This window comes from Promicromonospora noduliphila (genome assembly GCF_056951025.1).
The window spans coordinates 1,887,376-1,904,941 of record NZ_CM167806.1; the positions used below are offsets into that span (position 1 = coordinate 1,887,376).

Genomic DNA, 17,566 nt, shown 5'->3' on the forward strand with positions numbered 1-17,566 from the left:
CCTATCGGGCGTAGTACGAGGGTTCGGCCAGGGCGACGGCGGTCCCGGCGGGGTGGGTCTTGACGACGCCGTTGACGGACCGGGTGACGGTCATGGAGGTGCCGACGACGTTGGTGACGGTCATGAGCTCGCCGCCGACCAGGACGTCGTAGTCGCCGTCGGCGTGCGTCCAGGCGACGCGGTCGGGCAGGTCGAGGCTGAGCGTGGTGGCCGTGGTGCTGATTCCGGCGGCCAGGGTGGTGCCCTGGCCGCTCCAGCGGTGCCCGGCGTTCCAGTACCCGACGCGGTAGGGGCGTGCGGGCACGCAGGTCCAGCGCAGGCGCAGGTGCAGCGGGGTGGCCTCGATCTGCACGCCCGTCACCAGGACGTCCACCGCGTAGGGGGGAAGCCATGGTGGCGGGTCGGTGATGACCAGCCGGTCGCCCGGGGTCAGGTCGAGCAGGTCCCGGGTCAGGATCGGGTCGGCGAGCAGTTCCGGGTGTGCCAGGTCGACGCCGAGGGTGGGGTAGCGGCCCTCGTCCCAGGTGCCGGTGTGCAGGCGCCAGGACGCGGTGCGGCGGACCAGGTCGTCGGTGCCGAGGTTGAGTTCGAGCGCCGTGTCGTACAGTCCGACGCCGTCGGGCGGCGGATGGATGGACATGGGCCCCTCGCCCTGCTCCTCGGTGGCGCGGGTGCCGTTCGGGCGTGAGATGGTGACGCGGTTGCGGGTCAGGCCGTCGTCGTCGGTGGGCTGGAACGGGATGATCAGGTTGTCGGTGTAGGCGATCGTCACGGGCGGCTGGGACCCGAGGGAGTGCAGGGACCGGTACCGCAGCCCGAGGGCCGCCTGGTCGTCGTGCAGGAGTCCGCCGTCGGCCGTGCTGGTCTGCCCCGTCAGGCCGAGGAAGGTGTCGGTGCGCTGCGGGCCCATGGTGGCCGAGGAGGTGATGACGCCTCGGCGGGAGATGGCCTCGGAGACCTCGGCCGCCAGGCGGTTCAGGCGGAACATCGCGGTCTCGCCGTCGTACCCGGCCAGGACGTCCGGGGTGACGGCCGAGACGCTGTTGGACCCGTTCTCGATCGTCAGGTGCCCGAACGCGGTCTCGCCCAGGTCGAACCGGCGCGGGTTGACCAGGACGTAGGCCACCGGGTCCAGGTTGCGGCCGGTGATGGTGCCGGTCAGCCCGGTCTCGAAGCTGTCAGCGTCCACGGTGTTGACGGCGTAGTCCACGTCCGAGCCGTTGTTCGCCAGCGACACGGACAGGCGCAGCCGCTCGTCGTTGGCCTGGAAGCTGATCCAGTTGGACCCGCCGATGTCGGTGCCGTCGCTGTTGTAGCCGCGCAGCCGGATCGCGCCGTCGGCGTTGGCGAACACGGTCACCACGGCCAGGTCCGCTCCGCCACGGCCGTAGAAGTTGATCTCCAGCAGCTCGGCCTCCCCGCCGATCCCGGCTGGCGGGAGGTGGAGCAGGTGCCGCACCTGCACGCGCCCGGTGGAGGGCACGCGCGCCACGCGGGCGCGCATGCGAGTGTCCCCGAGGGTCGGGATGGGGTTGGACCCGCCGAACCCGTCGTACGCGGCGAGCTGCGGGTCACCGGCCCAGCCCAGGGGGTAGGCGCCGATCGCCTGCCCGAACGAGGCAGCGTCGGTGCCGTCCTCCATCGGCCAGTAGGCCAGCATCGCGGACTGGTCCAGGCCCATGATCGACCGGTAGACGGCCGAGTCCAGCGGCTGGGCGCCCTGCCCGAGACGGCGGGTCACACCCGCGGCCTGCACCTCGGTGAGGACCGACTCGGCGCCCTTGGTGTTCCAGTCCATCGGCCACTCGGCGACCTCGCACACGGCCAGCACGTGGGTGTTGTTGACGCTGCCGCCGGACACGTCCCACTCGTTGCCCTGGTCGTCGTCGAACAGGGTCGCGCCCACGGGCAGGTCCGCCGTCGTGCACGAGGAGCGCACGGCGCCGCCGATACCGGCTCGCAGCTCCCACCCGTGCACACGCTGCGGCGTGGTGCCTGCCACGGAGGTGGGCTCCTTGCCCAGGGTGAGTGCCGCGGTGGAGTTGAAGATGCTGGTCGTGCCGGCGGCGGTGATCGCGGGGCCGAGCTGGGTCCAGGTCCCGGTCAGGCTGTCGGAGTAGTAGAACGTCGCGGTCCGGCCGCCGACCCCGTTGTCGACGTCGAGGGTGACCCGCAGGGCGACCCGCCCGGCCCACGGCGGGACCGGGACCGTGGAGCGCGCCTCCAAGACCGCGGTCCCGTTGGTGGTCCAGAACAGGGTCAGGGTGCCGTTGGCCTCGGCGCGCAGCAGCCACGAGCGCTGGTTGCCGGTCGCGGACCACTTGGACATGACGTCGGCGGCCACGGTCCACGAGTCGCGGTAGCCCTCCCACCGGATGTCGATGTCCCCGGTGATGTCCAGGGAGGCCGCGTCGGGTGTCCACGCGCGTGTCCCGGGCAGCTCGAGGTCCAGCCAGGGGGCGCCCAGGCTCACCCGGGCGCGGGCGGGCGTGTTGCGGCCCACGAGCCCGTACAGCGGGGAGGTGGGGTTGCGGGGGCTGTACTTGCCGTCGCCGTTCCTCACGGTGAACGACAGGGACGACACGTCGGCCTCGGCGCCCTCGGAGCGGGCGCCGTGCGCCACGGACACGCCCGACTGGTCCAGGTCGTCACCGAGCGGCTGCCAGGCGCCGCCGTAGTGCAGGTCGACGCCGAGGAAGCCAGCCGGGAACGGGCTCTTCCTGGCCATCAGCGCGCCCCGAGCACGGTCTGGACGTTGCCGCCGTTGACGCGGATGCGCTTGCGCAGCTCGTTCAGCAGCGCGTCCATGAGGGGGTCGCCGCTGCCTTCGAACGAGATGACGACCTGGTTGCCCGAGGCGCCGCCGGTCCCGCTGCTGGGTGCGAGCGCGACGGGGTCGACGGACAGCGACGTCGCGCGCTGCATCGCTCGGTCGACGGTCGTGGCGCTGTCGGCGATGCCGCCCGCGAGCATGTCCATCAGACGCTTGCCCGCGCCGCCGTTGTTCCACGACCGCAGGGGCCCGAACCTGACGGGCGATCCGGGCAGGAACCCGCGGATGGTGTTCGCCACGTTGCCGGCCGCGTCCGCGACGCGGCCGACCATGGCATTGATGCCGTCGATCAGGCCCTGGATGAGCTGGGCGCCCTTGTCGTACAGGAGGCTCCCGAGGTCGCCCACGGCGCGGGAGATGCGGTCCGGCAGGCCTGCCAGCCAGTCCACCATGCCCTGGACGCGGGCCACCACGCCGTCCCGGACGCGGCCGAAGTAGGCCATGATCCGGTCCCAGTTGGTGATGATCATGCCCAGCGGCGTCCACCGGAACACGGTCTGCAGGAACTGCCAGAGGCTGCCGAAGAAGGATTGGATGCTGGTCCACACGGTCCGGGCGGTCGGGACCAGGGTGTTCGTCCACCAGCGGGCGACCGCGGACATGGCACGCTGGATCCCGGACCAGGCGACCTTGACGATCTTCTGCCCGACCTCGGTCTGGGTGAAGAACCACACCAACCCCGCCACGAGCAGCGCCACGGCGGTGATGATGAGGCCAATGGGGTTGGCGAGCATGGCCGTGTTCAGGCCGCGCTGTACCGCCGTGGCGGCCGTGGTCACCCCGGACCACACGCGCGTGGCGATGGCGGCGATCTTGGACTGCCTGATGAAGCCGGCCAGGCCTTCGCCGATGTCACCGACAGCCTCCCCCCACTGCAGTGCCGCGCCGCCGGCGGACAGGAACGACCCGGCGGTGCCGCCGACCATCTCGCCGAGGTCGCGCATACCTCCGCCGAGGGTGCCCGCGTTGGTGGCCAGGTCACCGAACTTGTCCCCGGTGCCCTCCACCGCGCCGTCGATCTTGTCGACGGCGCGCGCGGCGCTCTCGGCCTGGGCCTCCAGGCCCTTCATGGAGTCGCCGGCTCGGTCCATCGACGTGGTGAGGTCGCGGGTGTCGCCGACGATCGCGATGCGGATCGGTCCGGCCATGGTCACTTCCTCCCGTCGCGGATCTTGGCCTGTCGCAGGAACTCGTCGCGCTCACCGATGGTGAGCTGGTGGTACTCGCTCGGTTGCACCCCGGTCACGAGGCAGAAGTACGCCAGCCGCTGGGCCCTCAGCTTGAGGGCGTGGGCTCTTTTCCCTGCTCGGTCTCCGGGGCGTCGGGGTCGAGCTCGGCGGCCGGCTCGGGGAAGTAGTCATCCAGGTCGGCCAGGCTCAGGTCCATCGCCTCGGCGTACGCGGGTCCGTCCTTGACGCCGCGGCGGCGCTTGTCGACGAACACGAGCGCCCGACCGCACCGGAACGGTTTCTCGCGCAGGACCGCGAGGTCCTCGCCGAACGCCTTGGCGATCGCGATCTCGTCGAAGCCGGTCAGGGTGCGGAAGAAGTCCTCCAGGGGGAGGTCACTGGTGGCCATGCTGCTCCTCAGGTCAGGTCGTACTTCTCGAAGACGCGGTCCAGGCCGGCCTCGAGCATCTCGGGTGCGCGCTGCTCCAGGTCGGCGTCGGCGCGTTGCATGAACCGGGCGGGGCGGATGTTCCGCCTCGGCCAGCCGTAGTTGATGGCCCCGGCGTACGGGACCCGGGCACGTCCGGCGGTCACGACGGCCTTGGACTTGGCCCGGTTGCCGCGGATCGTGGCCGCCAGGCGCCCGGACCGCTTCGGGGCGAACGTGCTCGCCAGCCGCGCCCCCTCGGCGGCGATCTCGGCGAAGACGTCCTTGAGGTCGTCGACCTCGACACCGGCCTTGCCCAGGTCGCGCGCGGCCTGGCGTAGCCCTTCGACCTGGACGGGCATCAGGCCGGGTCCCTGACAGGCTTGGCCGTGAACATCCACTCGACCTCGGTGGTCTGCCGGGCCGACGTCGAGGGGTTGGCCTCGCCGCCGAGCAGGTCGCCGTCCGGGTCGGTGACGGTGCAGGTGCCCTCGAACGAGGGTTGTGCGGCGGTGGCCACGCCGTCGGTGGGGCGGCCGTTGGGCCACAGCTCGACGGGGACGTCCTCGCCGGCCTGGGTCCAGATGATGTTCCAGAGGCTGTTGGCGCTGGTGTTCTGCTTGAGCACGAGGGCGAGCGTGTAGTCACGCTTGCCGCCCGCTGCGGCGTCCGCGAACGACACGAAGTCGCTGTCGGTCTCGGCGCTGCGGATGGTGCCGGTGCTGATGCTGTCGGTGTACTCCATGGAGTCCACGAACAGGACGGCGTGCCGGGTGCCAACGTCAGGCATGATGCTTCCTTTCGTCCTACGCGGACAGTTCGAGCGTGATCGTCAGGGCGAGGGTGTAGAGGTTGGCGGGCACGGCTTCACCGGCCGTGACCACCTGGGGCTCGACCGAGGCGCCGAACCCGTACAGGGACTGCACGCACGCCAGCAGCGGCGCGGCGAGCTCGTCGACCTTGGCGTCGGCCAGCCACTGGTCCGGGCTGAGCACGACGAACGCGGACAGGGTGGTGTTCGTCGAGCCGAGGAACGCCCCGGGCACCAGGCGGCCCACGGTCACCCAGGCGTCCCCGGCCCGCAGGTTGCCCGCCACGGGGCGCGGCGTGCACGTGATCCCGTCGAGCGTGGAGACCGCGTCGGCGAGGGCCTGGCGCGCTTCGGTGAGGTTCACGCCAGCACCACCTTCCGGTGTGGACCCTCCAGGCGCACGACCTCGGGGTCGGTGCGCGGGACGCGGGAGGCCGAGGTGCCGCCCTCGAACGTGGTCACCTGCGCGACGGGGACCGCGCGGGCGGCGAGGTTGCGTGCCACGCGGCGCTTGAGCGCTTCCCGCAGGTCGTCGGGGTAGACGGGCGGGACGTCGCACACGGCGCGCTGTGCGGCTGCCTCGGCGTCCAGGGCCTCGGTGATGGCCGCGTCCGTGGCACTGGTGCCACCGTTCGTGGACAGGTACGCCTTCACCTTGGCCAGGTCCGGCATCTCGGGCGCCGTCGTCGGCACGGCGGCGTTCGCCGTGAACGGCTCGACGGCGTTGACGTTCCCGGAGACGGTGAGCACGGCCAGGTAGCGGCCGGCCTGCGCGAGCGTGACGACGACGCTCACAGAGCCGCCCGTCACGACCGGTGCCGGGGTCGCCGTCGTGCCGTCGGGCGCCGTGACGAGCACCGCGACCGAGCTGCCGTCGGGCACGTCGATGCCGATGCACCAGTCGTCGCCGACGTCGAGGTCGACGATGCGCGGCGTGGTCGCCGTCACCTGGCTCATGCTCACCTCCCCTCGGGTGTCACGCGGTGGTGTCGTAGATGACCTGGCGGACGCCGGCGATGTCGATGTTCGCGAAGGCCTTGTAGCCCCACACGGCGATGTCGATCATCGCGACAGGCGCGTAGTCGCCGGCCGCGTCGGTGCCGGCGAACTCCAGCCGCTCCGGCGCCGAGCTCCAGCCGGAGACCACCGACGGGTCGAACAGCCACGAGTTGTTCGGGGAGCCGGGCGTCTGCGGGAGCGCGCCGGCCGGGACGCCGCGCAGGCCGTTGACGTTCAGCGTCTGGAACAGGTTCCCGACGCTGCCGTTCGCGTTCGACGGCCCGACGGCGGGGAACAGCGGGCGGTCGGAGAGGTCAACCGCGTTGGCGAGCCGGCCGTACAGGTTCTGCTCGATCGCGAACGCCGAGAAGTCGTAGGCCGGGGCGAAGTTGAGCCCGATGAGCATGTTCTGCACGTCGGCGGCCAGAGCCGCGTCCACGGCGCCCGCGGTGAGCGTGACGTCCGCCGCGGCCGTGAGCGTCGCCAGGAACGTCGCCGTGGCGGTCTCCAGGCCCTGGTAGTACTCGCGGACGATGCGCTGCCAGATCAGGTTCGAGGTGGCCGGGTTGCCGCCCAGGTCCCACACCTCGCGGGTGATCGACACCTTGCCGGAGACCGGGGTCGGGGTGATCGTCTGCGAGGTCGTGGTGAAGGTGCCCGACGTCGGCTCGGTGCCCTCGGTGTGGTCGCCCACGAGACCGGACGCCGAGTTGAACTTCGGCACGACGAACGGCGACAGGCCGTTGGGCAGGCCGCCCTTGTTCACCATGGCCCACAGCGGGGTCCGGTTGGCCGGCGGGTCGTAGTACATGTCCGGGCGCTGCACGGCCGGGTTGAGCGAGGTGACGTCGGCGCGGTCCACGTCGAAGGCGGCCTGGATGTGGCCCATGGCGCGCTTGCCGGCGGCGGTGGTCATGCCGCGGACGTCGCCGGAGCGCTGCATCTCGATCAGGTCCGAGGCGAAGTCGTGCTCACCCTGGGTGAACCGCCCGGCACGGTCGAACGTGTACGGCGAGGCCTCCTTGACGGCGGCGACCCGGGCGAAGCGCTCGCCGGGCGTCTCGCGGGCGCCGGAGTTCACGAGCTGCGCGGGCCGCCCGGTGGCGGACAGCGCCGCGCCGACGAGCTCGCCGGCCTGCGCCTCCTCGGTCTCCTTCTCCTCGTCCTTCTCGTCCTCGGCGGCCTTGAGCGCCTTGGCGATGGCCTGGGCGAGGGCCTCGTAGTCCAGGGTGATGGCCGGCGTCTCGTCCGGCGTCTTGTCGGGCATGGTGGTTCCCTTCGTGCTGGACGCGGCGACGGACGTCAGCCGCGCGTCGTCGAACGCCGGACGTGGCGTCAGACTGGTCTCATTGAGGGTCGCGGCCAGCACGTCGTACTGGCGCGGGCCGGTCTCCTCCCACTGCGTGACGTCCAGGCCCACCGACAGCCCGTCCAGGGCGCCGTCCTCGGCCTCGGCCAGTGCCTGGTCACCGGCGGGGCCGCGCGCGACCTTGAACTTCACGTCCAGGCCCTCGGCCGTCTCGGTGATCGCCATGGCGGCGCCCAGGAGCTGGTCCCAGTCGTGGTCGCGCAGGAGCTTCACGCGGTTGACCGCCGAGCGCTTCCACTGCACCGACCCCGGCCGGAAGCTGAACTTCCCGTCGCCGTTGTCGGCCGGCTGGTCCCACAGCAGCGCGCGGCCGGTGATGACGCGGTGCTCGCGGTCGACGGCGAACGTCGTGCCGCCGTCGTCCAGGCGCAGGTTCACGGTGCGCGGCGTGGCGTCGAAGGTGGAGCGCATGCTGCCCTCCCGGGCGTTGGTGACGGAGATGACGTCGGTGGCCACGACCTCCGGGGCCGGGCGGGGCTGGGCTGGGACGCGGCCGGGCAGGTCTTCACGCTCGCGCACCTCCTGCGCGTCGGTGACGCCGAGGGTGATCGCCTTCTCGTGCGTGGTCCACCGCGTGATCGGGTCGGCGCGCATGTAGTCGTCCAGGTCGAACACGGCGCGGTAGCCGAGCTGCGTGACGTCGGGCATGGACAGCCGGTCGGTGATCGCGCGCATGAACGCCGACAGCACGTCGTTGACGCGGTCCTGCCGCCGGTCGGTCGCGTTCTGGTAGGTGCGGCTGGTCGTCGAGATGCCCAGGTCCTCGGGGTCCACGCCGATCGCGTTCGCGATGTCCAGGGCCGCCCGCTGCTGCAGCTGCACGAGCTGCAGGTCGGCCGGGCTCGGGCTCTGCACGGTGTTGTAGGACAGCGTCTCGGGCACGTACGCGGTGGCGCGCTTGCGGCGCGAGGAGATCCAGGCCCGGATCGCCGAGGTGATCTTCTCCGTCGTCAGCCCCGCAGCGCCGTCGGCCGGGGTGAAGTAGTCGAACGGGCGCGGGTCCTCGGCGTACATCGCCGCGGCGTCCTCTAGCAGCACCGCCCGGCGGATCGCCCGACGCGCGGCCACCAGCAGCGGCGGGTTCGGCGAGTCGAACCGGATGAAGTCATAGGCGCTGCGCGGCCGACCATCCACGTAGATGGTCGAGGCAGGGTCGAACCCGGACGGCAGCGGGTTCTGGTAGCCCGTGGGCGGGTTGACCGTCACGCGCCGGGAGTCGACATGCTGCACCGCCGTCGGGTAGCCGAGCGTGCCGCGCGCGGTGACCTCCCACCAGGCGATGCCGTCGCACAGCATGTCCTCGACCGTCATGGCCAGCGTGACGACGTTCGCCACGCCCGGGTCGAGCTGCTCGAACAGCGGGTCGCGCACGACGCGGCGGTCGGGGTCCAGCAGGTGCAGCGGCAGCGTGGCGATGTTGCAGATCATGTTCCGGCCGCGCAGCACCGCCGGGACGCTCAAGGCCGCCGCACGGGTCGTGCCGTCCTCGGTCAGCAGGCCCGAGTCCAGGGCCATCTGCAGCGAATAGAACCGGGTGTTCTCGGGGGACGAGAACGCCTGGCGTGGTCTGAGCCACGACCTCGGGTCCCACCAAGAATTCCCCATGTGAGGGATTCTATACCCCTACCCCCTACAGGTAACCGATCAGAGCTCGACGACGATGATCGTGTCGACCTCGGGCGCCGGCTTCACGTTCGCCGCCGCGGTGATCGCCCAGGCGGCGGCCTTGATGGCGTCCGCGCGCTCCGTCGAGCGGATCCGGGGCCCGTCCGCGCCCGGCGACGTGCGCATCGCCAGCACCTGGGCGGTGAGCGCCGCCGAGCCGTCGTGCCGGAACGAGTCGTCGCCGAGGTAGCGCACCAGGTCGCCTACCTGCGCCCGCGTCGAGTCCGCCGCCTTGGTGAAGCGGACGCGGTTCTCCGTCCAGGCCGCGTGCTCCGTGAGCGACGCACCCACCAGCGCGGGCGTCCGGAGCTCCATCGCCGCGACCGAGGCGGCCGCCGCCGGGACGTCCGGGTGGTCGGTGACCGAGACGATCACCGGGCCGCCGTCGGCCGGCTTCCACGCGCACGCCACCGACACGCCCGCGGCGAACCACGCCTCCACGGCGACCGCGTCCGGGGTGCGCACCGGTGCGGTACCGCGCAGCCCCTCCCAGGCCTCGGCCTCGATGATCGGATTGCCCGGCTGGTTGAGCCCCGCGCCGGCCAGCCACACGTCAGCCGAGTTGAGGTACTGCGCGATGAACGCCTTCATCGGGTCCGGGTCGTCCAGCTCCTCGTCCTGCTCGCCCGCGAGCGCCTTGCGGTACTTCGCGGCGATCATCTCCTCACGAGCCTGCGACCAGTACGGCGACGCGGCACGCCACACCGCCCGGTCACCCGGATCGGCGGCCGCCGGAGCTCCCCACCACAGCAGCAGCGACTTGCCGTCGTCCTCGGTCAGCGCCGACTTCATCCGGCCGCGCATGAGCGACGTCGCGCGGCGGTGCGCCGTCGAGGTCAGGACGATCTGCGGGCTCTCGCGCTCCAGCATGGCGGGCTCGAGGTCTTCGTCGACGGCCGACGCGGGAACATCCCACGCCTCGTCGACCAGCCCCAGACAGGTGTCATAGCCGGTCGTCGAGTCCTTCGAGCGCACGACCCAGCGGTTCACACCGAGGTAGGAGACCTCCGGCTCGGTCATGCCCTTCTTCGAGTCCCAGCCGTCCTGACTCGCGGTCCACGGCCACGCCTTGCGGATGATCTCCCGGCAGATCGCGAGATCCCTGCCCGTGTGCATGACGATCTGCTCGTCCTCGAACAGCTCCGGCCCGTGCCGGAGCCGCCACAGTGCCGAGCCACGCAGGCGCGTGGACTTGCCGGAGCGCCGCGAGGTGGACTCCACGACGAAGAACCACACGAGGTTGCCCTCTGCGTCGTGTTCGAGCTGCCGCCAGATCGCGAACTTCTGCCACCAGCGCAGGCGCAGCGGCCGGCCACGCTCGCGGAGGTTGCCCTCCATCCATGCGATGGCCTCGGGACCGTAGGTGCCCACGGCGCGGTGGTGCGCCGGCGTCACGGCCAGCGGAACCGCGGCGTCGTCGGGCACGTCGAGGATGGGAGCCATCCACTCCGGCGCTGTTGCTACGAAATGGTCCCAAGTGCGGTCGGCGGGTATGCCGTGTGTGTGTTCTTCCGAAGGGGCGGCGACTGGTAGGCCACCCTGGGCACCGGAAAAAGCGGGTTGCTGTCGGTTGATGTCTCTTATCGCGTCAGCCTTCGCCTTCGCGATCACGGCAGCCTGTCCCGAGCGGTCGGAGCACTTGCGGTGCTCGACCCTGTGGTTCGCAGGGTCCCACGTCAGCTCGGGATGGGTCGACCGGGCCTTGATGTGCCCGAGCCTCCAGCCGCTCTGTCTCCCGTTGGTGCCGGGTGGGTCGGCCTCCACGGGCAGACCGCACTGCCCGCATGGCACGGGCCACGTGGTCCGGGCGGCGAGCCGGGCGCGTGCAGTGGTGACGGCCCGGCCGCGCCAGGGCGCGACGCTGCCCGGGACGATGGTCTGCTTGCGGCCCATCAGCGCCTCCAGTGCTTGAGGTAGGTGGTGTAGACCAGCGCGCCCAGCCAGGCGCACAGCGCGCCGTAGGCCAGGACGGGCACCAGGAGGCCGAGGAAGCTCATCGCTTGTCCCTCCACGCCCCGATGATCAGCGGCGACCAGGCCGCGAGGACGCAGATGCTCCAGAGGAAGGCTTCGGGCCAGTTCATGAGCCGGCCCCCATCTCCTTGAGCGCGGTCGCGATCTGGTCGCTCATCTCGTTGAGCAGCCGGATCGCCTGCTCACGCTCGGACTCCGTGATCGGGCGGGTGAGCTCGTCGTAGAGGTTCGGTTCGGTGGTGCTCATGATGTGGGCTCCAGGGGTGCGAGGAGGGCTGGGCAGTCGTCGAGGTGGTACACGACGCGGTGTGCGGGCTCCGGGACGCCCCGGACGCGGTCTGCCCACGTCCAGGACTTCACGTGAGCGCCGCAGGGGCAGATGCCGCCTTGGCCGACGGTGCGGCGCCGGCGGGCGCCTTCGATGCGCTCCAGGTCGTCGACGGAGGCCTGGAAGAGGTCCGGGGTATCCATACGTCGGGTTCGGGTGCTCATGACGCGACCACCCGCAGGTGCGGTCTGCGTGGGGTCGGTTCCGTAACCGCGGCTGACGGTTCCTGAGTGGGTGCAGTAATAGAAGAAGAAGGGGCAGCGCTGTGACCTGCGCTAACGCTCTCGAACTTCGTCACCCCAGGACGAAGTTCGCTAACAGCGGTCGTCACCTCAGGACGAAGTTCGGGGGTCTTCTTCGTCCCCTGATGACGAAGTTTGGTCTTGCGGCTCTCGTGCCAGGTGCACCACGGGAACCGGTCGTCCATGACGTAGTCGTGCGTGAACGGCAGGACGATGCACCGAGCGGTGGACTCGGGTCGGATGAGGCCCTCCGCTATGGCCTTGCGGATCTCGCGCGGCAAGTTACGGGGGTCGATCCCGAGCTTGCGAGCCACCTCGCCCTGGCGGAAATGGGAGTGACCGTCTCCCCGGTTCTCGATGAACGCGAGGAAGTACAGCCGAAGGTGCAGCGGTGTTACAGGCGAGGATGCGATCCGCTCAGCCTCGTCGAGTGGTAGTGGACGGTACTTGCGGCGGCGCCCCACGGCCCCTCCTTGATGATGCAGGGCCGGGGTGTCGGCATCACCGACACCCCGGCGGAGGATCAGGGCAGCTCGGCGTACCCGAGATCGGGCTCGGCCAGGTTCAGGTGCTCGAAGTGCCGGCTGGTGATGAGCAGGCTGTTGAGGTGCTGCATCTTCTTGCCGACGAAGATGCGCGCGTGCTCGGGGAGTCGTCCGACGGTTGGCGCGATGCCGTCCATCGTGTGGACGTCCTCGGCACCGTGCGCTTCGAGCACCACGTGGATGTCGGCCAGCACCTCCCGCATGGCCTCGACGTTCTCGAGCTGCCACTGGTTGACCATCCGGGCCTGCTCCCACATGGCGTGGTCGAAGCGAGCCAGGATCGCCCGCTGGCGGGGGTCGAGGAGCTTGCCGGCCTTCGTCCGCTCGGTGTCCCGCGGGTCGAGCTCGTCGAGGAACTCGACCAGGTCGGCGTAGGTGATCTTCATCGGTGGCTCCTCAGGAAGCGGTTCATCGCGCGCTGGTTGCGGTAGCGCACGTGCCGGGCATGGGCCCGCTCACGGGCATGCTCGCGGCGAGCGTCGCGCTGTGCGGCGCTGTCGGGGTGCTTGGGGTGGTCGGGCCCGAGGTCGATGCGCCGGGCGGCGCGGATCTCGTCGGCGGTCATGACGCCCCCCGGGTCGGGCCGTGGAACGGGCATCCGGCTGCGGACTTCCGACAGTGCGTGCCGTGCTTCGTCAGCGCGTTGCACCGGCCGGCCTCGGGCAGCGACGCCAGGCGTGAGCGGATGCGCCACGGGAGCGGGCCGACCTGCTCGTGGTCCGGGATCCCCGTGAGGCCCTGCGGCTCCCCGGGGGCGCCGAGGACCCAGAACGCCGTGGAGCCGTCGGGGTTCACGACCTCGGCGACGTGGATGTCGTCCTCGGCGACGTCGTCGAGACAGGTCTCGCGCAGGATCAGGGACTTCTGTGTGTTCACCGGGCACCGCCGTCCAGCACGTCCGCGACGGCGCGCAGCGCGCGGGCGACGTCGGCGGCTGGGAGCTCGCGGAGCGCGACCAGGGCGTCGTAGACCGATCCAACGTCGCGCAGCGCCTCCCAGATCGGCAGGGCAGGGGCCTCGCCGACGGTGCCGCGCACGGCGTCGCGGGGGTCGGGCTCGACGTGGCGGGCCTCGACGCACGCGGAGCAGATGCAGTCCGGGACGTGCGGCGCCTCGGCGTGCTCCAGCTCGTCGGCCGGCCACGTCGCGTAGGAGCCGTCGTCGGTCCAGGCGTCCACGTAGTGCTTGCCGGTCGGGGGGTCGGTCCAGACCATGCGCGCGACGCCGAGCATGCCGTCGAAGTAACGGTCGGCCGGTGCGACGATCCGGAGGCGGTCGCCGGGCTGGAAAGGGTGGGGGGTAGCCTGGTTCATGTCCTTGTACTCCTTGCTGGTGTGCGGGATGTGCTTCGAGCCGTTGCCGCGGCTCGTGGTCTGACGGGCGTCTCCTTGCCGGGAGGCGCCCGTCGTCGTTGTCGCGGTCATGCTGCGCCGCCGACGGAGGTGGCGGCTGCCTGCTGCTCGATCCACGCCTCGATGTCCTCCTCGAAGTAGGCGACACGGCGCCCGAGGCGGAACGAACGAGGACCTTCGTTGCGGTGCCGCCAGTAGGCGAGCGTGCCGAGCGGGATGCCGGTCCTCTCTGACACCTCGTTGGTGCGGAGGATCTTCCTGGGGGACATGTCTGGCTCCGATCTGTCATTGAGCGCTGTGAGTTACATCCGTCAGCGCTAGCTCTGTCCGGCATGGCTCACGATAGAACGCCGCGCTCCCCAATGCAACACACCTTTGACAGAGGTGACTCACGTTGGGAGTATTGGGGGCGTGGAAGCCGAAGAAGTGACTGTTGACCCGATCGACGTCGAGACACTCATGGAGGAGTCGACCGCCATCGCGCCCGGGATCATGCTGCCGAAGCAGTTCGTGGCGCGAGCGTCGGTCGATGACTCGGACGTCGAGATCCAGGTTGACGTCACATTCGAGGCCAGGGCAAAGCGCGTGATCGTGACGGACCGCTCCGGGTGGGGGGTGACGTCCGAGAAGATTCGAGCCGTGCCGGTCGCCCGCATCATGAAGCAGGCGTTGCGGAAGGTTGTCTGGTACCAGAACTCGGACGACGGCGGCCCAGTGTTTGGCATCGGCGAGCGCAAGATCCCGAAGTCGATCGTCGAGCAGTGGCCGGATGGTGACGTTGAGGTGTTCCTCAACCACATTTCCGTGGTCTACCTCGTGGCCTACGCGCTCGACGAGGCACCGACGGCCGCGGTTGCCCATGCGGCCGGAGTCTCACGCGCGACCGCTGGACGGTTCGTGGCTGCGGCGCGAAAGCGCGGGATGCTGCCGCCGGTGGTTAAGCGCGAGAGGGAGGGGGATTGGGAGGCAAAGATGGTGCCGGTCGACATCGGGGACGACGGGACGACGATTGAGGCCCTCCAGATCGGCGCCCCGGAGGGTTACCTTGAGTGGACCAAATGGCACCTCGATCGGGGATGGCCGCTCCACCTCGGAAGCGACGGGGACTCCTGATGGCGTGGATCACGAAGCGCCCTGATGGGAAGTGGCGGGCGGCGTTCCGGTGCGACGGATGCGACCGGCACCAGGGCCTTCGGAAGGAGCACACGTCGCACCATGCGCGCAAGACGGATGCTCAGGACTGGCTCGATGAGCAGACCGCGAAGCTCGTCACGGGCACCTGGACGGACACGCGCAACGCGAAGATGACGCTCGGGGCATGGTGCGACACGTGGCTTGAGGGCTACGCGGTGAAGAAGCCGTCGACGGTCCGCCAGGCGCGGACCCACGTGGCAAAGATCAAGGCCGGTCTCGGCGGCCGGCGCCTGGCGCAGCTCAAGCCGTCCCAGATCAAGGCCTGGACGACGTCGCTCGCCGAGGGGGGAGCCGAGGCCTCCTACGTCTACGCGCTCCACGCACGGCTGTCCCAGGTCCTCACGGACGCGGTCGCCGACGGGCTCCTGGCGCGGAACCCGTGCTCGAGGCGAACGGCGCCACCGGCGGGCAAGCAGCGTGCGTTCATCGCGACGACGGACCAGCTCTGGGCGCTGCACGACGCCATGCCCGAGGAGCTGCAGCCGGCAGTCATGCTCGGCGCGTTCGCGGGCCTGCGCGTCGCTGAGGTGTGCGGGCTACGGGTCGCCGACGTCGACTTCCTGCGCGCCATCATTAACCCCGCGGTGCAGTGGCCGGCCGAGGATCTCAAGACCGACGAGTCCAAGGCGCCGATCCCGGTCGCGCGCGAGCTCGTCGAGGTGCTGTCGGCGCACCTGGTGAAGTACCCCTCCGACGGGACGGTGCTCACCACGGAGCTGGGGGAGCAGACCGGGCCGTGGCAGATCCAGCGCGCCGTACGCGCGGCCCGCGTCGAGGCGAAGCTGCCCGAGGAGTTCCGCTTCCACGACCTGCGCCACTACTACGCGTCGCTGCTCATCTCCGAGGGCGCCGACGTGAAGGTGGTCCAAGCCAGGCTCCGGCACGCGAGCGCGAAGACGACGCTGGACACGTACGCGCACCTGTGGCCGGACACAGAAGAGTCCACACGAACCGCCACCGGGAAGGTTCTGGCGGCTCGTGCGGACTCTTTGCGGACTAAGGGGTCTCGGAAGGCCCCGGAGGCCCGGAATCTAGCCGATCAGGCTTAGATATCGTAGTAGAGCTCGAACTCGTGCGGGTGCGGGCGCAGCCGGATCGGGTCGATCTCGTTCTCGCGCTTGTACGCGATCCACGTCTCGATGAGGTCCTCGGTGAACACGTCACCGGCGGTGAGGAACTCGTGGTCGGCCTCGAGCGCGTCGAGCACGCCCGGGAGCGACGTCGGCACCTGCGGGATGAGCGCGTGCTCCTCCGGCGGCAGCTCGTACAGGTCCTTGTCCACGGGAGCCGGCGGCTCGATGCGGTTGCGGATGCCGTCCAGACCGGCCATCAGCATCGCGGAGAACGCGAGGTACGGGTTCGACGACGGGTCCGGCGCGCGGAACTCGATGCGCTTCGCCTTCGGGGAGGTACCCGTGATCGGGATACGGATCGAGGCGGAGCGGTTGCGGGCCGAGTAGACGAGGTTCACGGGAGCCTCGAAGCCGGGCACCAGGCGGTGGTACGAGTTCACCGACGGGTTGGTGAACGCGAGCAGCGACGGCGCGTGCTTCAGGATGCCGCCGATGTACCACCGGGCGAGGTCGGACAGGCCGCCGTAGCCCTTCTCGTCGTAGAACAGCGGCTCGCCGTTCTTCCAGAGCGACTGGTGCGAGTGCATGCCCGAGCCGTTGTCACCGAAGATCGGCTTCGGCATGAAGGTGGCCGACTTGCCGGCCTGGAACGCGACGTTCTTGATGACGTACTTGAACTTCATCAGGTCGTCGGCGGCGTGCAGCAGGGTGTTGAACTTGTAGTTGATCTCCTGCTGGCCGGCGGTGCCCACCTCGTGGTGCGCGCGCTCGACGGAGATGCCGACCTGGCCCAGCGTCTTGACCATCTCGTCGCGCAGGTCGGCGAAGCGGTCGCTCGGCGAGGTGGGGAAGTAGCCGCCCTTGTAGCGGGTCTTGTACCCGAGGTTGCCACCCTCCTCCTCGCGGCCGGTGTTCCACGCGGCCTCGACGGAGTCGATCGAGTAGTAGCTCTCGTTCGACGCGGTCTTGAAGCGCACGTCGTCGAAGATGTAGAACTCGGCCTCCGGGCCGAAGAACACGGTGTCGGCGATGCCGGTCGACTTCAGGTACGCCTCGGCCTTTGCCGCGATGTTGCGCGGGTCGCGAGCGTAGGGCTCGTTCGTGAACGGGTCCACGATGGAGAAGTTCACGATCAGGGTCTTGGCCTTGCGGAACGGGTCGATGAACGCCGTCGTGACGTCCGGCACGAGCTTCATGTCGGACTCGTGGATCGCCTGGAACCCGCGGATGGACGAGCCGTCGAACATGAGGCCCTCGCTGAAGGCGTCCTCGTCGAACTGCTCGACCGGGATGTTGAAGTGCTGCGTGACACCCGGCAGGTCGATGAACCGAACGTCGACGAACTCCACCCCCTCGTTGCGGGTGAAGGCGATCGCCTCCTCGGCGTTGTTGAACATCTGCGCTCCTTGCTCGCTCGATAAGTCCAGGGGGAGTCCGTCGCACCGTGCCGATGGGCTGGGCAGGGTCACATGCGGATCGCCACGAACCTAAGGGCCGGTGGTTTCTCTCGGGTTACTGATTGTTGCCGGAACGTTTCCCGCGCCTCTCGACCGTGTAACCGCGGGGAGATGCGCTGGTGATGGCTC

General features: G+C 70.1%; 20 protein-coding genes. 2 read left to right on the top strand and 18 right to left on the bottom strand.

Features of this window, described 5'->3' with window-relative positions:
- Position 1: 1 nt before the first annotated feature.
- The 17 genes from AC0QU1_RS08245 to AC0QU1_RS08325 form a co-directional block, all read right to left on the bottom strand.
- Entirely contained in the window at positions 2–2,728 is a 2,727-nt protein-coding gene (locus AC0QU1_RS08245; RefSeq protein WP_483575811.1) for a hypothetical protein, read from the bottom strand.
- Positions 2,728–3,981, bottom strand: coding sequence for a phage tail protein (locus AC0QU1_RS08250; RefSeq protein ID WP_483575813.1), 1,254 nt, complete (start codon positions 3,979–3,981; stop codon positions 2,728–2,730). Before AC0QU1_RS08250 ends, AC0QU1_RS08245 begins: the two co-directional genes overlap by 1 nt.
- Before the next feature lie 127 nt (positions 3,982–4,108).
- Positions 4,109–4,411, bottom strand: a complete 303-nt coding sequence (locus AC0QU1_RS08255) for a hypothetical protein (RefSeq protein ID WP_483575814.1) — start codon at positions 4,409–4,411, stop codon at positions 4,109–4,111.
- Between the two features lie 8 nt (positions 4,412–4,419).
- Positions 4,420–4,791 (bottom strand): hypothetical protein, encoded by a 372-nt coding sequence (locus AC0QU1_RS08260; RefSeq protein WP_483575816.1) that lies wholly within the window; start codon positions 4,789–4,791, stop codon positions 4,420–4,422.
- A complete protein-coding gene (locus AC0QU1_RS08265) occupies positions 4,791–5,219 on the bottom strand; it encodes a hypothetical protein (protein ID WP_483575818.1) in 429 nt (142 codons plus the stop codon). Before AC0QU1_RS08265 ends, AC0QU1_RS08260 begins: the two co-directional genes overlap by 1 nt.
- 16 nt (positions 5,220–5,235) lie before the next feature.
- The gene (locus tag AC0QU1_RS08270; protein ID WP_483575820.1) at positions 5,236–5,604 is read right to left on the bottom strand and encodes a hypothetical protein; all 369 of its coding nucleotides are present in this window, start codon (positions 5,602–5,604) and stop codon (positions 5,236–5,238) included.
- Entirely contained in the window at positions 5,601–6,197 is a 597-nt protein-coding gene (locus tag AC0QU1_RS08275; RefSeq protein WP_483575822.1) for a hypothetical protein, read from the bottom strand. Before AC0QU1_RS08275 ends, AC0QU1_RS08270 begins: the two co-directional genes overlap by 4 nt.
- 19 nt (positions 6,198–6,216) lie before the next feature.
- A complete protein-coding gene (locus AC0QU1_RS08280; protein WP_483575824.1) occupies positions 6,217–9,213 on the bottom strand; it encodes a phage portal protein in 2,997 nt (998 codons plus the stop codon).
- Positions 9,214–9,252: 39 nt separating this feature from the next.
- Complete coding sequence (locus tag AC0QU1_RS08285; RefSeq protein ID WP_483575826.1) at positions 9,253–10,716, bottom strand: hypothetical protein; 1,464 nt, start codon at positions 10,714–10,716, stop codon at positions 9,253–9,255.
- A gap of 636 nt (positions 10,717–11,352) precedes the next feature.
- Complete coding sequence (locus AC0QU1_RS08290) at positions 11,353–11,493, bottom strand: hypothetical protein (protein ID WP_483575828.1); 141 nt, start codon at positions 11,491–11,493, stop codon at positions 11,353–11,355.
- Positions 11,490–11,738 carry a hypothetical protein gene (locus AC0QU1_RS08295; RefSeq protein WP_483575830.1) on the bottom strand — a complete coding sequence of 83 codons (249 nt, stop codon included), beginning with the start codon at positions 11,736–11,738 and terminating at the stop codon, positions 11,490–11,492. The genes AC0QU1_RS08290 and AC0QU1_RS08295 overlap by 4 nt, the downstream gene beginning before the upstream one ends.
- Entirely contained in the window at positions 11,735–12,280 is a 546-nt protein-coding gene (locus AC0QU1_RS08300; RefSeq protein WP_483575832.1) for a hypothetical protein, read from the bottom strand. Before AC0QU1_RS08300 ends, AC0QU1_RS08295 begins: the two co-directional genes overlap by 4 nt.
- 59 nt (positions 12,281–12,339) lie before the next feature.
- Positions 12,340–12,747 (bottom strand): hypothetical protein, encoded by a 408-nt coding sequence (locus AC0QU1_RS08305; RefSeq protein WP_483575834.1) that lies wholly within the window; start codon positions 12,745–12,747, stop codon positions 12,340–12,342.
- Complete coding sequence (locus AC0QU1_RS08310) at positions 12,744–12,926, bottom strand: hypothetical protein (RefSeq protein ID WP_483575836.1); 183 nt, start codon at positions 12,924–12,926, stop codon at positions 12,744–12,746. Before AC0QU1_RS08310 ends, AC0QU1_RS08305 begins: the two co-directional genes overlap by 4 nt.
- Positions 12,923–13,237 (bottom strand): hypothetical protein, encoded by a 315-nt coding sequence (locus tag AC0QU1_RS08315; RefSeq protein WP_483575838.1) that lies wholly within the window; start codon positions 13,235–13,237, stop codon positions 12,923–12,925. Before AC0QU1_RS08315 ends, AC0QU1_RS08310 begins: the two co-directional genes overlap by 4 nt.
- Positions 13,234–13,785 (bottom strand): hypothetical protein, encoded by a 552-nt coding sequence (locus AC0QU1_RS08320; RefSeq protein ID WP_483575840.1) that lies wholly within the window; start codon positions 13,783–13,785, stop codon positions 13,234–13,236. Before AC0QU1_RS08320 ends, AC0QU1_RS08315 begins: the two co-directional genes overlap by 4 nt.
- Positions 13,782–13,982 (bottom strand): helix-turn-helix transcriptional regulator, encoded by a 201-nt coding sequence (locus AC0QU1_RS08325; RefSeq protein ID WP_483575842.1) that lies wholly within the window; start codon positions 13,980–13,982, stop codon positions 13,782–13,784. Before AC0QU1_RS08325 ends, AC0QU1_RS08320 begins: the two co-directional genes overlap by 4 nt.
- A gap of 142 nt (positions 13,983–14,124) precedes the next feature.
- Between AC0QU1_RS08325 and AC0QU1_RS08330 the strand changes: the two genes are divergently transcribed.
- The gene (locus AC0QU1_RS08330; protein ID WP_483575844.1) at positions 14,125–14,826 is read left to right on the top strand and encodes a hypothetical protein; all 702 of its coding nucleotides are present in this window, start codon (positions 14,125–14,127) and stop codon (positions 14,824–14,826) included.
- On the top strand, positions 14,826–15,956 hold the full coding sequence (locus tag AC0QU1_RS08335; protein ID WP_483575846.1) for a site-specific integrase: 1,131 nt from the start codon (positions 14,826–14,828) through the stop codon (positions 15,954–15,956). Before AC0QU1_RS08330 ends, AC0QU1_RS08335 begins: the two co-directional genes overlap by 1 nt.
- On the opposite strand, the gene glnA is transcribed toward AC0QU1_RS08335, so the two are convergent.
- Positions 15,953–17,377 carry a type I glutamate--ammonia ligase gene (gene glnA / locus AC0QU1_RS08340; RefSeq protein WP_483575848.1) on the bottom strand — a complete coding sequence of 475 codons (1,425 nt, stop codon included), beginning with the start codon at positions 17,375–17,377 and terminating at the stop codon, positions 15,953–15,955. The two genes, AC0QU1_RS08335 and glnA, sit on opposite strands and share 4 nt — an antisense overlap.
- Positions 17,378–17,566: the final 189 nt, after the last annotated feature.

Coding starts and splice junctions, on each gene's coding strand:
- AC0QU1_RS08245 (WP_483575811.1), bottom strand. CDS start 2,728: ATGGCCAGGAAGAGCCCGTTCCCGGCTGGCTTCCTCGGCGTCGACCTG.
- AC0QU1_RS08250 (WP_483575813.1), bottom strand. CDS start 3,981: ATGGCCGGACCGATCCGCATCGCGATCGTCGGCGACACCCGCGACCTC.
- AC0QU1_RS08255 (WP_483575814.1), bottom strand. CDS start 4,411: ATGGCCACCAGTGACCTCCCCCTGGAGGACTTCTTCCGCACCCTGACC.
- AC0QU1_RS08260 (WP_483575816.1), bottom strand. CDS start 4,791: ATGCCCGTCCAGGTCGAAGGGCTACGCCAGGCCGCGCGCGACCTGGGC.
- AC0QU1_RS08265 (WP_483575818.1), bottom strand. CDS start 5,219: ATGCCTGACGTTGGCACCCGGCACGCCGTCCTGTTCGTGGACTCCATG.
- AC0QU1_RS08275 (WP_483575822.1), bottom strand. CDS start 6,197: ATGAGCCAGGTGACGGCGACCACGCCGCGCATCGTCGACCTCGACGTC.
- AC0QU1_RS08280 (WP_483575824.1), bottom strand. CDS start 9,213: ATGGGGAATTCTTGGTGGGACCCGAGGTCGTGGCTCAGACCACGCCAG.
- AC0QU1_RS08285 (WP_483575826.1), bottom strand. CDS start 10,716: ATGGCTCCCATCCTCGACGTGCCCGACGACGCCGCGGTTCCGCTGGCC.
- AC0QU1_RS08290 (WP_483575828.1), bottom strand. CDS start 11,493: ATGAGCACCACCGAACCGAACCTCTACGACGAGCTCACCCGCCCGATC.
- AC0QU1_RS08295 (WP_483575830.1), bottom strand. CDS start 11,738: ATGAGCACCCGAACCCGACGTATGGATACCCCGGACCTCTTCCAGGCC.
- AC0QU1_RS08305 (WP_483575834.1), bottom strand. CDS start 12,747: ATGAAGATCACCTACGCCGACCTGGTCGAGTTCCTCGACGAGCTCGAC.
- AC0QU1_RS08310 (WP_483575836.1), bottom strand. CDS start 12,926: ATGACCGCCGACGAGATCCGCGCCGCCCGGCGCATCGACCTCGGGCCC.
- AC0QU1_RS08320 (WP_483575840.1), bottom strand. CDS start 13,785: ATGACCGCGACAACGACGACGGGCGCCTCCCGGCAAGGAGACGCCCGT.
- AC0QU1_RS08325 (WP_483575842.1), bottom strand. CDS start 13,982: ATGTCCCCCAGGAAGATCCTCCGCACCAACGAGGTGTCAGAGAGGACC.
- AC0QU1_RS08335 (WP_483575846.1), top strand. CDS start 14,826: ATGGCGTGGATCACGAAGCGCCCTGATGGGAAGTGGCGGGCGGCGTTC.
- glnA (WP_483575848.1), bottom strand. CDS start 17,377: ATGTTCAACAACGCCGAGGAGGCGATCGCCTTCACCCGCAACGAGGGG.